The sequence below is a fragment of the Trichocoleus sp. AS-A1 genome (genome assembly GCF_039962015.1).
Taxonomy (GTDB): Bacteria; Cyanobacteriota; Cyanobacteriia; order Cyanobacteriales; family FACHB-T130; genus FACHB-T130.
Map to the genome: position 1 here is coordinate 101,842 of NZ_JAMPKG010000002.1, position 11,557 is coordinate 113,398.

Here is an 11,557-nt window from a genome sequence, read left to right on the forward strand (position 1 = left end):
TTAAATTTGAAATCATAAATTAGCGTGTACCGATATCTAATTTTTTACAAGCCTTATGGCGTCTTAACTCAGTTTACGGACAACACTCCAACTGAGCAGAAACGCAGCACGCTGAAAGATTACATTCCCGTTCCCTCGGTTTATCCAGTCGGTCGTTTGGATTGGGATAGTGAAGGATTGTTGCTGTTGACGAATGACGGGCAAATGCAGCATCGCTTGAGCAATCCTCGCTTTGGACATCCCCGGACTTACTGGGTGCAGGTGGAACGTATTCCGGATGAAGAGGCGCTGAGACATTTGCGCGAAGGCTTAGTCATTCAAGATTACCGAACGCGAAAGGCATTGGTGCAGTTGTTACCCGATGAACCACAACTACCGCCTCGCGATCCACCGATTCGCTTTCGCAAGAATGTGCCGACAGCATGGGTGGAGATGACTTTGACGGAGGGACGGAACCGGCAAGTACGACGGATGACGGCAGCGGTAGGGTTTCCGACGCTGCGGCTGGTGCGAGTTGCGATCGCTCACCTGCATCTTGTGGGTCTGGAACCCGGACAGTGGCGCGATCTAACTTCAATTGAGTTAGAACTATTAAAGAAGCTGTGTCAAACTGATGCTAGTCGCATTCAGTAGTTACGAGTAGCGATCGCGGAAGTAGGTAGCGATCACGTAATGTAGACGTAGCACGAATCATTGAGGGTGCAAGACGTGCGTATGGCATCCCCGTCTGCTAACGCTAACCTTAAGACTTCTACCCGTTGAAGTTGGAAGCTTCGATTGTGACGTGGCAAACTAGATCGCAGTTACTTTGTCTCCCTTAAGTTAAAACACCACACGGGAATCGAGGAAGTTCCGCCATGCTTGTCTGTCCCCAGTGTCAGTTTGAAAATCCAAATACCAACAAGTTTTGTCAAAAATGTGGAACTTCCCTAACCCACAAAGTTTGCCCTGAATGCACAACTCAAGTGCCATTTAATCTCGTAGAGTGTCCCAAATGTGGTGCCACGACGGGAACGGTGTGGTGGGCAATTCTCTCGAAAGATTTAAACTCGCAAGTCGCCGCAGCCGCCACTCCCATGCTTGGGCAGGAAGCGGCAACATCTGATTCTCGCGAAAATATGGAAGTTGCAGAGAGCGCCCCGACTGCTGAAACAACACCGCCGTCACCGGCTGCGGCTTCAGACGCAGCTACAATGCCAGCAGACCTTACAGTTGAAGTTGACCTGGACGGGGCAACTGTACCCTTGCCAAACGCTTCAGGGGCCGGGGAGTTGCAGGCAACCTCTTCACTAGAGGAAAACACTTTATTCGCAAATTCTTCAGCTTCTACAATGTCACCCTCCGCATCTGTTTCATCAACAGATGCTCAGACTCCAATGGCGGAGAACGAATTAACCGCCTCAAGTTCGGCTGCGGACATTTCCACACAGACAACCCCTGAAAATAGCAGTAGCGGGGAGACTCAATTAACGCCACAGGTTGTATATTTAGACCCTCAACAGCGTTATCAATTGCTAGACTCTCTACCGACCAATTCGGACAGCGCTGAGGTGATGGTGAGAGTTTTGGATTGCCAGCCGTTCCAAAAAGCTCCGCTGACCGCCATTATGGAGCAGCTACAAGGTGCTGAAGCAGCAAATGCTGCAAGTAGCTCGGAATCGATGTCTTCTTCGGCGGAATCGGTCAAAAACCGTAATTTTATTGACCAGACGCTGAATGTAAATTCTTTAGCCGCCAAAAGTATTCCCAATATTGCACAAGCCTATTTGGATTTACAGAATAAGTTGTCCCCGACCCTGCCAGCGATTCACGATGCATGGCAGCAGGACAGAACTTCCGTTGTGCTGTTAGAAGACCGTTCCCAGTGGCCTCTCCTTAATGACTTGGACAATGATGCTCAAATTCCGCTGTTGCAGATTTTGTACTGGCTAGATGAAATGACGAAATTGTGGGTAGCACTAGAACCCTGGCAAATGCGTCAGAGTCTGCTGGAGCTATCAAATCTGCGGGTGGATGAAGATCAGACACTGTGCCTGCAACGCTTGTATAAAGAGCCAGCCAACGCAACCCTGCCACTCGAAAATTTGGGGCAAGTGTGGCAAAAATTATTTGAACTATCAGGGCGATCGCAATTAGATTCTCTGGATCAACTTTTGGTTAACCTACAAAGCGGTAAGATTCAAACCCCCTTAGAGCTGAGAGCGCAGCTACAAGCGATCGCTCAAGAACAAGAAGATTCACAAACCTCAAAAACTCGGATTCAGCCGCCCCTGACCTCAGAAGATCGCGTTCCTGACACCAGCGAGGGCGATGATATGCCCACCATCATCCTGCCGATGCAGTTGCTCAGTCTCGACGATGCGGGTACCACGGATATCGGGCGGCAACGCGAACACAATGAAGACAACTTCGGCATCAACACAGAAGTTAAAAAGCAGGAAACTCCACTAGGTCGAACCGTCCAAGCGCGGGGGCTGTATATTCTCTGCGATGGAATGGGAGGACACGCTGGGGGCGAAGTGGCAAGTGTGATGGCGGTGGACACCGTCAGGCGCTATTTCCAAGACAATTGGCAAAACCGTTTACCAACAGAAGACCGCATTAGAGAGGCAGTGCTTTTAGCCAATAAAGCGATTTTTGATATTAACCAACAGCAAGAACGCTCTGGATCTGGACGAATGGGGACGACCCTTGTCATGGTTTTGATTGAGGATACGAAGGTAGCGATCGCTCATGTTGGGGATAGCCGCCTGTATCGTCTCAGCCGCAAACGCGGTTTAGAACAAATTACAATCGACCACGAAGTGGGTCAACGGGAAATCCAGCGCGGGGTAGACCCTGCCATCGCCTACGATCGACCTGATGCTTACCAGCTGACCCAAGCTTTGGGACCGCGAGACGAGAATTTTGTCCGTCCTGATGTCCAATTTTTGGAACTCAATGAAGATACTTTATTGCTTCTGTGTTCCGATGGTTTATCAGACAACGACCTCATAGAAACTCACTGGCAAACTCACCTTTTGCCTCTCTTAAGTTCTAGAGCCAACCTAGATCAGGGTCTTTTGCAACTCATTGACCTCGCCAATCAGCACAACGGTCACGATAACATCACAGCGGTGGTTATCCGAGCGAAAGTGCGACCAAACCTGGATCAACATCAGATGTTTTAAAAGTTTTGAATTTTGAGTTTTGAGTTTTGAATTCAAACTTAAAACTCAAAACTTAAAACCAATAACTCAAAACTATTATGGTTACGCTGACCCTTCTCGATCCCTCGTCTACCTCTCCGCAGCAGTGGAACTTCCAAAGAGCATCCACGATTCGGATTGGTCGCGCCCCTGATAATGACGTAGTTCTGAATGATGGCATGGTTTCCAGGCACCATCTAGAACTTCGGAGATTAGGCAACTCATCTAGTAGCAACGGAGGCACCCCATCCGTCCAATGGTTGTTGGTTAATCAAGGCACGAACGGCACCTTTGTCAATGGCATCCTGATTTCTCAGGGGATGGTATCAGATGATTCCCTCATTCAGCTGGCGCGAGGAGGCCCGGTACTGAAATTTCAACTCAGCAGCAAAGAAGAGCCAGCAACTCTCTCTCAGAAGTCCGGAGAAAGGGCACGCAGTAGTTCAATCCCACAGCCAGCAGTCAGTTCTGAAGCAGCTTGTTCTCACGCCGGAAATCCGCCGGGGAATTTGTTCTGCATCCACTGCGGGCAACCTCTAGTCAAGATACATCGCCACATCCGTCAGTATCAGGTGTTGCGGACGCTAGGACAAGGAGGAATGGGCACCACTTATCTTGCCTGGGACCCTGAACGTTTGCGCGGGGAGGCTCTCGTGGTGTTAAAGGAAATGAATGCCGATATGGCACAAAATTCTAAAGCCAGAGAACTCTTTGAACGAGAGGCTCGTACCCTCAAGACGCTGCATCATTCAGGGATTCCGCAGTATTATGACTTTTTTGTAGAGGCTGGCAAGAAATACCTGGCAATGGAGCTGATCCAAGGCGAGGATTTAGAAAAGCGCATCTATCTAAAGGGACCAGTACATCTCAAACAGGCGATTGAGTGGATGATTCAAGCCTGCGACATCTTGGGCTATATCCACAGTCAAGATCCGCCCCTCATTCACCGGGACATTAAACCGGCAAATTTGATGGTGCGCTTTCGAGACAATCAGGTGGTTGTATTGGATTTTGGGGCAGTCAAAGAAATTGGCACGCCACCAGGCACACGCATTGGTGCCCCAGATTATAGCGCCCCAGAACAAGATCGGGGTCAGCCAGTGACACAATCAGATTTATATGCAATCGGGCCGACCCTAATTTTTCTATTAGGTGGTGAAAGCCCCCAAAAGTTTTATAAACGAAAGGGGATGGGTTACAGATTCAATGTCGAAGGGATGCCGACAATTACACCCCAACTGCGGATAGTGATAGAGAAAGTGACAGAACCCCGACCGAGCGATCGCTATCAATCAGCATGGGAACTTTCCCAAGCTTTAACCGCCTGCCTTTAATCCTCGTCTTCCCAAGCTTCAACCGCCAGCAGTTCGCTGACTGGATCTTGCATGGTAAATCCAAATTCCAACAGTTCTTTTTTCCAGTAAGACCACTCATCTCCATAGAGGAGAGCGATTTTCCAGAGTTTATCTGTGGGCTTGATAATATTCGATGTTACAAGTGAATGCATTTGACGCTGCATTTTCACCATTGGGTGAATTACTTGCTGAGTCATAGGGTCTAGAAATCAGTTTTGTAAATACTACGAAGTAAAAAAGCTTCCCGCTTCTGAGATTTAATGCGTAGAATTCTATGCGCTAGGGAAGCAATCCTTTATCCTTGTAGCGTATATTAGGGTATTCTGGCAAGTGTTTTGACAAGTTTTGTACGGAAATTACTACCGTCGCATCCCCTAAGAGCGATTGGAAGCTCCTTTGCAACACAACTAGACAGTATCGCAGGCTGCAATCGGAAGCATATACTTGAGGCTGGGAGGATTGGGGTAATTTCTTTCTACCAATGACCGATTTCCCTCAAAACAATGCAAATGAGTCAGCGGGCACTGCTGTTAGTGAATCCGAATGCTCGACGAGGTCAAGACGCCAGACGGCAAGCAGTTGAACAATTGCAACAACTGGGTTTTGAACTAGTAGAGGAAAAGAGTGAAAATCCCAAGCAGTTTTCTGAACTTATTCGGAAACACTGCCAACAGGTTGATTTGGTCATCATTGGGGGTGGAGATGGCAGTGTCAATGCAGCAGTCGAAGGATTGCTAGATACTGACTTACCTTTGGCAATTTTGCCTTTAGGCACCGCCAATAATCTGGCAAGAACCCTAAATATTCCCCAGTCGCTGCCAGAAGCTTGTCAAATCATTGCCAATGGTCAAATTCAACGGATTGACTTGGGCTGGGTGAACGGACAGTATTTTTTCAATATTGCCAGTCTGGGACTGAGTGCAGAAGTAAACCGCAGAGTCTCCAAAAGATTGAAGCGGCATTGGGGCGTTTTTGCTTATATTGCTACAGCAGTGCAAGTTATTTCGACTGTGCGACCGTTTTGGGTTGATATCCACTGGGAAGGTCAGTCTATCGAAGTAAAAACTTTGCAGATTACGGTGGGGAATGGTCGCTATTACGGCAGTGGCTTAGTGATTGCGGATGATGCCACCATTGATGACCAAAGGCTGGATCTGCATAGTTTGGAAATTCAGCATTGGTGGGAAACCCTGCCGTTGGTATTTGCTGCTTTGCGGGGAAAATCTGCGATAGGTAGGGGGGTGCGTACCATCCAGGGTAAAGACATTGAGTTATATACTCGAAAACCTTATCCAATTAACACCGATGGGGAAAGAACAACGGAGACGCCAGCCCGATTTCGGGTGATTCCGCAAGTTCTATCGGTTTTTGTGCCGTCATCTAGCAAAAGGTAGATAGATAGGGTAAGAGCGATCGCTTACTCTGGATCGATACCGAGCGATCGCAGTCGTTCAGCCAATCGTTCGGCGCGTTGTCGTTCTTGTTCTAGTTGGGATTGAGCCTGTTGAGCTTGCGCTTGAGCTTGCTGAGCTTGCACTTGAGCCTGTTGAGCGGCTTCTTCTGGGGTCGGTACGCGATCGCCTTCTGGAGTAAAGTAGCGTAGCTGTCCCTGTTCTACGCCCAGATACAAGCCTAGCTCCTCACTCCAACGCCAGTCCCTTTTATTTGGGGCAATTTCCTGATATCGATTTCCCATCAATCGAAAACCTTGAAATTCCAGCGTATCTGGGGAAAACCAGAAATATTCCGGTGTGCGAAAGCGGTCTTGATACAAATCTTTTTTCAACGTGCGGTCTGTCGTGGCGGTAGAAGTTGATAGCAACTCGATAATCAAATTGGGATACTTGCCATCTTCTTCCCACACCACCCAAGCATTGCGAGGAGATTTTTGGGTCTGTTTGACTAAGAAGAAATCGGGACCCCGAAAATCACGATTTCTCAGTTGTTGCCGACTAAAATAAATCGTGAGATTGGCACCGATAAAAAAATCCTCTCTTTCGCGCCACAGCCATTCCAGACAAGTGACAAGCAACAGCAGTTGCATATAGTGTAAAGAACTTTCCATTTCTGGTTCATCACTATACAGTTGACTCGCGTCGGGCATCATCGCATCTAGTTGCTGGGCAGTTAAAGTCATCTTCTCTCCCTCGCACTGGTTTAGCTTTATTGTGGCGGATGAGAATGCGATCGCGCCTGAGGATTTTCTCATCACGCGATCGCCATCAAAACTTATCGAGAAAGACGTAAGTTACTCTGGTTTCTACAATTGTGTCGTTGCAACTTCTGTCGTCCAACTTGCTGAAGATTGCAACAGCAAACCGTACTCAATTCCCTCGACGACTGCCTGATAAGAAGCTTCCAGAATATTGCTAGAAACCCCTACAGTTGCCCAGCGCTGATGACCATTGCTAGATTCCACGAGAACACGAGTTTTGGCTGAAGTCCCCGCGCCACTGTCGAGAATCCGCACTTTGTAGTCGGTCAAGTGAAATACAGCAATTTCTGGATAGAAATTGACTAAAGCTTTGCGTAATGCAGCATCCAACGCCGAAACGGGACCATTTGCTTCCGCAGCTTCCAAAATATCTTTGCCATTGACAGCGACTTTCACCGTGGCAAGGGCGTTTGCATTCCTGACAATATCGCAGTGGACTTGAAAGCCTTTGAGTTCAAACATTTGCTGTCGTTGTCCCAGTGCCTCGCGCATCAGCAAATCGAAACTCGCTTCGGCTGCTTCAAACTGATAGCCTTCATTCTCCAGTTCCTTAAGGCGGCGTAAAAGTTGGCGGCAGGCGGGGTCTTGCTTATCTAGGTCAATGCCAAAGCTGCGAGCCTTTGCCAAAATATTACTTAGTCCAGCTTGGTCGGAAATCACAATTCGACGCTCGTTGCCGACTTGTTCTGGCTGAATATGTTCGTAAGTTAACGGGTTGCGCTCAACCGCTGAAACGTGGATACCGCCTTTGTGAGCAAACGCAGAACGACCCACAAAGGGTGCGTGTTCATCGGGAGCAAGATTGACGACTTCGCTGATTGAACGACTGGCAGCTGTCAGATGTAGCAGTTGTTCGTCTTGAATACAGTCATATCCCAGTTTGAGTTGCAAATTGGGAATCACAGAGCAAAGGTTAGCATTCCCGCAGCGTTCGCCGTAGCCGTTGATTGTGCCTTGCACCATTCTGGCTCCTTCCATGACGGCTGCTAAAGCATTCGCCACCGCTGTATCAGAATCATTGTGCGTGTGAATGCCGAGAAGCGGGAGGTTTTGAGTTTTGATCTCACTGCTGGCTTCTGACTGCTGAGCGTTGATTCCGATTACACTGGCAACATCCCGGACAATTTGGCTGATTTCGTGAGGAAGCGTGCCGCCATTGGTATCGCAGAAAACGAGCCATTCTGCACCGGCTGCGATCGCACTTTCTAAGGTCTTGAGCGCATAATCCCGATTGTGCTTATAGCCATCAAACCAGTGTTCGGCATCGTAAATTACCCGCCGCCCCTGACTGCGGAGATATTCAATCGTATCTCCAATCATCGCCAGATTTTCTTCTAAGCTGGTCTTCAGACCCTCTATAACCTGTAAATCCCAGGATTTGCCAAAAATCGTTACCCAGCGGGTTCCCGCCGCGAGAATCGGCTGCAACATCGGATCTTCTGCCGCAGTTGTATTTGGACGGCGAGTAGAGCAAAAAGCGACAACTTCCGCTGAGGAAAGCGGTTCTTCCTTCAATTGCCAAAAAAATTGTACATCTTTAGGATTCGCTCCAGGCCAACCCCCTTCAATGAATGGAACGCCCAACTTATCTAACTTTCGGGCAATTCGCAACTTGTCTTCCAGTGACAGGGATAGCCCTTCGCGTTGGGCACCGTCACGCAATGTCGTGTCGTAAATCCAAATTCGGTTTGTTTGATCTGAGTGCATGGGAAGTTGTCGCCGAGGGAGAAAATTTAACAGCTAATTTTGTAAAGAACTGTAAAAATAAAGTGAAGATAAATCGTCACTCAAGAGGCTCGTTGAATCCATCATTATGCCAAAGGTAACAGCTCAAGGAAAAACGTTTGAGTGCAGTACGGGTGCTAACCTGCGTAAAGTGCTACTGGAAAATGGCATCGACCTCTACAATGGCAAGGCAAAAATCATTAACTGCCAGGGGATTGGCACCTGTGGTACCTGTGCAGTGGCAGTAGAAGGAAACGTTTCCGAAGCCAACTGGAAAGATAAAACCAGGCGATCGCTTCCTCCTCATTCTCCCACGGCAAACCGTCGCTTAGCTTGTCAAACCCAGGTTTTAGGAGATGTCAAAGTAACCAAATTTGATGGATTTTGGGGACAAGGCACTCAAACGGTTTGGACGCCGCAAAAATAAAACAATTTCAGTTTTAAATTTTAGATTTTGGGTTATAAAGCGTGTCACAAAATCTTGATTTACAGTCGGAATCAGCCCAGCCGGAATCAGCGCAATCCAGTCATTTCGTTTTTCGCATTTCCCCCCTGATTCGCATCACGTTGATAGCACTTTATCTGGCACTGACGATTCCGCTACCGTTTTTGTCACAGGCATCTGCGTCACCTGTACCGCCTTGGTTGCTGTGGCTGGGAATTGCCTTAGGGTTAGTCCCATTATCTGGCGTCCTCAGCGAACGGGTAATTGTGGATGATGAAAAAATCCAGGTTACTTATCCTCGCTGGGTTCCCGTTTTCTTCCGCAAGGGTTGGTCGTTAGCTTGGGCAGAAGTCAAAGATTTAAAATTTCGCTCGACAGGGCAAGGTGGAATCGTTTATTACTTTGTAAGTAAGTCAGAGCAAAAAGCTTATTTGCTACCGATGCGGGTCGTTGGGTTTGCTCGGTTAGTTAAACTGGTGGAAGACAAGACGGGAATTGATACAACTGATGTTCGTCCTTTGTCTCAGCCTTGGATGTATCTAATTTTGTTAGTATTCTCGCTGCTGCTTTTTGTTACAGATGCGTGGACAATTTGGATGGCGACTACACAAGGACAATTAACATAATTTTTTGAACTACGAAGACACGAAAGCACAAAAAAATTTGCTGCGGCTGGAACGGGTAAGCCTTGCAGCGCCAGTTGGTTCGCAGTATTTATTGAAGGAGATTTCGTTTGAGGTATTTCCGGGCGATCGCTTGTGTTTAATTGGCCCTTCTGGTGCCGGAAAAACCTCGCTATTGCGGCTATTAAACCGGCTATTAGAACCCACTGCTGGCACAATTTACCTAGAAAATCAAGATTACCGAAAGCTTCCGGTTATCCCGTTGCGTCGGCAGGTAATGTTGGTTTCTCAAGAACCAAAACTTTTGGGAATGACGGTTAGAGATGCCTTAGCTTATCCTCTGGTTTTGCAAGGAGTCACAAAACAGGTAATTCAGCAACAATTGCTCAAATGGATCGAGCAATTGCACCTTCCAGAAGATTGGTTAGGGCGGACGGAAGTGCAACTGTCGCAAGGACAGCGGCAATTGGTTGGAATTGTTCGCGCCTTGATGATTGAACCTAAAATTTTATTATTTGATGAGCCAACATCTGCGCTAGATGCGGGTCGTGCTGCTTACGTCCTGCAAGTATTAACGCAACTTTGCAACGAGGGAAAAACTACAGTATTGATGGTCAATCACCAGTTAGATTTAGCCCAAATGTTTTGCAATCGGGTTTTGTATTTGCAGGATGGGCAGTTGCTGGAGGATGTCTCAGCAGCACAAATAGATTGGACTAATTTACGCGATCGCTTTATCCAAGCGGAAGCCCAAGCCGCTCAAGATTGGGGTTAAAAAGAATTTTCATGAGTGATAAGTCATTAGTTAGTAGCAACAAACTAATGACTATCGACTGATAACGAATAATCTTTTACCCAATGGACGGATTATTTCTTCGTAGCGATCGCTAATTTTGCACCTTTAACTTTACGCAACTGATCCATCACCGCCACGACTTGACCGTGATTAACTCCTTCATCAGCATTTAGCACGACGAGGGTTTCTTGCTCAGATGGAATAAGCGATCGCACTCCGGTTTCCAGTTCCTCTAAATCAATGGGCTGGCGGTTCAGTGCGATTTCTCCCTCTTCATCAATTGACACCGTTACGGGTGTCGATTTCTGAGCTTGTCCGGTCGCTGCTTTCGGCAAATTTACCGATAGTCCTTCTGAACGGGTCAAAAACAGCGTGGACATGATGAAAAAGGTCAAAATGGCGAAGATTACATCGATCATCGGCACGATGTTAATCTGCACTGGGATATCCGGCTCATCGGGTAGTCGCATAAGAAGGCTCTCCTTTTTCATAACGGCGGCGGTATAACAGTTCTAACTGACCGCCGTATTCTTGAATGTGTGCCATCTGCCTCTGATAAAACCCGCGAAAGGCATTGGAGAATACTAGGGCAAAAATAGCAACAATTAACCCGGTGGCGGTGGAAACTAACGCTTCGCTAATCCCTGCTGTAACACCGACCGTCTGGCTACCTCCGACGCTCCCTAGCGTCAGCGAGGCAAAGGAGTTAATCAATCCTAAAACCGTTCCCAGCAACCCCAGCAGAGGGGACAGGGCGATGATCGTTTCAAACACCACATTGAATCGCTTCAATCCCGGTAACTCTGCTTGCGCTTCACTTTCTAGCGCTAATCGAAATTCTTCTGGATTGGGTTGTTCCAGTTCCAATGCTGCCAAAAAGATTCGCGCAATCGGCAAGTCAGCATTCTGCTTGAGCCGATGCACAGCAGCTTCGGGATCGTGCTGATAAAGCTTCATCACGTCTCGGACAACCCGACCTTGCCGTCGGTTAATACCATACCAAAATCTTGAACGCTCTATTACTAGGGCGATCGCTAATATAGAAAATGCTAGCAGTGGCCACATGACCACGCCGCCCGCCGCAAAAAGATTACTAATTCCCATCTAAGTTTCTCTAGGGCACTCAACAAGGCTAAGCCTACCAGCTTACTTGAGTCTTAAAGCTGATAGAAGTTCTCAAGAGAAATTAAACCTAATGAGAATCTATGTC

General features: G+C 47.7%; 12 protein-coding genes. 7 read left to right on the forward strand and 5 right to left on the reverse strand.

Annotation, left to right across the window (positions count from 1 at the left end):
- The first annotated feature begins 18 nt into the window (after window positions 1-18).
- The 3 genes from NC994_RS02125 to NC994_RS02135 all read left to right on the forward strand — a co-directional run bounded on the left by NC994_RS02125 (window position 19) and on the right by NC994_RS02135 (window position 4,522).
- Window positions 19-633 carry a pseudouridine synthase gene (locus tag NC994_RS02125; protein WP_190441277.1) on the forward strand — a complete coding sequence of 205 codons (615 nt, stop codon included), beginning with the start codon at window positions 19-21 and terminating at the stop codon, window positions 631-633.
- Window positions 634-857: 224 nt separating this feature from the next.
- Entirely contained in the window at window positions 858-3,170 is a 2,313-nt protein-coding gene (locus NC994_RS02130; protein WP_190440827.1) for a serine/threonine phosphatase, read from the forward strand.
- A 77-nt stretch (window positions 3,171-3,247) separates the two neighbouring features.
- Window positions 3,248-4,522 (forward strand): FHA domain-containing serine/threonine-protein kinase, encoded by a 1,275-nt coding sequence (locus NC994_RS02135; protein WP_190440830.1) that lies wholly within the window; start codon window positions 3,248-3,250, stop codon window positions 4,520-4,522.
- Here the strand turns inward: NC994_RS02135 and NC994_RS02140 are convergent.
- Window positions 4,519-4,740, reverse strand: coding sequence for a DUF4327 family protein (locus NC994_RS02140; protein ID WP_190415607.1), 222 nt, complete (start codon window positions 4,738-4,740; stop codon window positions 4,519-4,521). The genes NC994_RS02135 and NC994_RS02140 overlap by 4 nt on opposite strands.
- A gap of 312 nt (window positions 4,741-5,052) precedes the next feature.
- On the opposite strand from NC994_RS02140, the gene NC994_RS02145 reads away from it, so the two are divergent.
- Window positions 5,053-5,937 (forward strand): lipid kinase, encoded by an 885-nt coding sequence (locus NC994_RS02145; protein WP_190429421.1) that lies wholly within the window; start codon window positions 5,053-5,055, stop codon window positions 5,935-5,937.
- Window positions 5,938-5,960: 23 nt separating this feature from the next.
- Here NC994_RS02145 and NC994_RS02150 read toward each other — a convergent pair whose 3' ends face one another.
- Together NC994_RS02150 and cimA are read right to left on the reverse strand one after the other, a co-directional pair.
- Window positions 5,961-6,680: a Uma2 family endonuclease gene (locus NC994_RS02150; protein WP_190441279.1), complete on the reverse strand. Its 720-nt coding sequence runs from the start codon at window positions 6,678-6,680 to the stop codon at window positions 5,961-5,963.
- Window positions 6,681-6,803: 123 nt separating this feature from the next.
- Window positions 6,804-8,465 carry a citramalate synthase gene (gene cimA, locus NC994_RS02155; RefSeq protein WP_190440831.1) on the reverse strand — a complete coding sequence of 554 codons (1,662 nt, stop codon included), beginning with the start codon at window positions 8,463-8,465 and terminating at the stop codon, window positions 6,804-6,806.
- A 106-nt stretch (window positions 8,466-8,571) separates the two neighbouring features.
- Between cimA and NC994_RS02160 the strand changes: the two genes are divergently transcribed.
- From NC994_RS02160 to NC994_RS02170, 3 genes are read left to right on the forward strand one after another with little or no spacing between them, the layout of a single operon-like run.
- Window positions 8,572-8,910 (forward strand): 2Fe-2S iron-sulfur cluster-binding protein, encoded by a 339-nt coding sequence (locus NC994_RS02160; RefSeq protein ID WP_190428956.1) that lies wholly within the window; start codon window positions 8,572-8,574, stop codon window positions 8,908-8,910.
- Window positions 8,911-8,951: 41 nt separating this feature from the next.
- Complete coding sequence (locus NC994_RS02165) at window positions 8,952-9,554, forward strand: hypothetical protein (RefSeq protein ID WP_190440833.1); 603 nt, start codon at window positions 8,952-8,954, stop codon at window positions 9,552-9,554.
- Between the two features lie 4 nt (window positions 9,555-9,558).
- Window positions 9,559-10,326, forward strand: coding sequence for an ATP-binding cassette domain-containing protein (locus NC994_RS02170; protein ID WP_190440843.1), 768 nt, complete (start codon window positions 9,559-9,561; stop codon window positions 10,324-10,326).
- Window positions 10,327-10,418: 92 nt separating this feature from the next.
- Here the strand turns inward: NC994_RS02170 and NC994_RS02175 are convergent, their stop codons facing one another.
- Together NC994_RS02175 and NC994_RS02180 are read right to left on the reverse strand one after the other, a co-directional pair.
- Window positions 10,419-10,817 carry a biopolymer transporter ExbD gene (locus tag NC994_RS02175; protein ID WP_190415598.1) on the reverse strand — a complete coding sequence of 133 codons (399 nt, stop codon included), beginning with the start codon at window positions 10,815-10,817 and terminating at the stop codon, window positions 10,419-10,421.
- Window positions 10,801-11,451, reverse strand: coding sequence for a MotA/TolQ/ExbB proton channel family protein (locus tag NC994_RS02180; RefSeq protein WP_190428953.1), 651 nt, complete (start codon window positions 11,449-11,451; stop codon window positions 10,801-10,803). Before NC994_RS02180 ends, NC994_RS02175 begins: the two co-directional genes overlap by 17 nt.
- Between the last annotated feature and the right edge of the window lie 106 nt (window positions 11,452-11,557).